General features: G+C 67.5%; 1 protein-coding gene. It reads right to left on the reverse strand.

All coding sequences use genetic code 11. The annotated features are described in order from the left end of the window. Positions 1-124: 124 nt before the first annotated feature. On the reverse strand, positions 125-1,602 hold a 1,478-nt coding region (locus ACRDUX_RS07025), incomplete at its 5' end, for an aldehyde dehydrogenase family protein (protein WP_526412326.1).

Genomic DNA, 1,602 nt, shown 5'->3' on the forward strand with positions numbered 1-1,602 from the left:
GAATAGGCGATGCCGTTGGCCGGCTGGCGCAGCTTCAGCTTGTCGAGCATCGACGTCCCTGGAGGGCAGACGCAGGCCGCGTTCCTCGTTGCTCGTGTCGGTGGTCATCGGGACTGAGGGATCGCTACGGGGCGGGCGGGTCGATGACGATGGCGAAGGCCTTGTTCTCGATGCCGCCGGAGCGATCCAGCGAGATGAACTTCTCCTCGACGTACTCATCGATGGCATGCGGACCGCCTTCGCGGCCCAGCCCGCTCTCCTTGAAGCCACCGAACGGGTAGGCCGGATGGATCACGTGCCAGTTGTTGACCCACACCATGCCCGCGTCGAGGCGACGGGCGACCTCAAGGGCTCGGGGCTCGCTACCCCACACCCCCGCGGACAGACCGTAACTGGTGTCGTTGGCGATCTTGACGGCGTCGTCGACGTCGTCGTAGGTCAGCACCACCAGCACGGGCCCGAACACCTCTTCGCGAGCCACCCGCATGTCGTTGGTGACGTCGACGAAGATCGTGGGCTCGATCCAGTAGCCCTTCGCGAACTCAGGCCCGCGTGGCACGTCCCCGCCGACGGCGACCTTGGCGCCTTCCTCGGCGGCGATGCGGAAGTAGTCCAGGATGCGGTCACGCTGCTCAGCCGAGATCACCGGTCCGACATTGGTGCTGGGCTGCAACGGGTCTCCCACCCGCAGGGTGGCCGCGCGGGAGAGCAGCTTGTCCAGGATCTCGTCGCGGCGGCTGACGGGGATGAGCAGCCGGGTGCCCGCCTCGCAGGCCTGGCCGTTGTTGGCCATGCAGGCAAACAACGCACCGTCGACGGCCATGTCGACGTCGGCGTCGTCGAGGATGATGTTGGCACCCTTGCCGCCGAGCTCCAGGGTCACCCGCCGGATCGAGTCCGCTGACTGACGCAGGATGCTCTTGCCCACCGCGGTCGAGCCAGTGAACGCGACCTTGCGCACCCCGGGGTGCCCGGACAGGTGGGCGCCGACCGGTTCGCCGTCGCCGGTCACGACGTTCAGTACGCCGGGAGGCAGGCCGGCGGCCTCGAATTCGCGGGCCAGCTCCAACAGCAGCAGTGGTGCGTGCTCGTCGGGTTTGAGCACCACCGAGTTTCCGGCGACCAGCGCAGGTCCGATCTTCCACACGGCGGTGAGCAGGGGGATGTTCCACGGCACGATCGCCGCAATCACGCCGATCGGCTCGCGCACCACGATGCCCTCGGCGGCGATGGGCTCGATGGCCGGGCCCGTGGTCTCCCACTCATAGCTCTGAGCGATGGCGGCCAGGTACTGCAGTTGGGCGACCGACAGGCCGACGTGCAGGGCTCCGGTGATGCGGATCGTCGCGCCGTTCTCCTTCGACTGCAACGCAGACAGTTCCTCGGCGCGTGCACCGAAGCGTTCGGCAACGGTGTTGATCAGGGCGGCGCGTTCAGCAGGCGGCGTGCGTCGCCAGGTGCCTTCCGTGAAGGCGGTCGTCGCCGCGGCCACGGCCGCATCGACATGCTCGATGCCACCCTTGGCCACGGTCGCTACCAGCTCTTCGGTTGCGGGACTGCGGATTTCGTAGTGGTCCTCGGTGTCTAGCCATTGTCCGTCGA

This window comes from Mycobacterium sp. (assembly GCF_050701675.1).
Lineage (GTDB): Bacteria > Actinomycetota > Actinomycetes > Mycobacteriales > Mycobacteriaceae > Mycobacterium.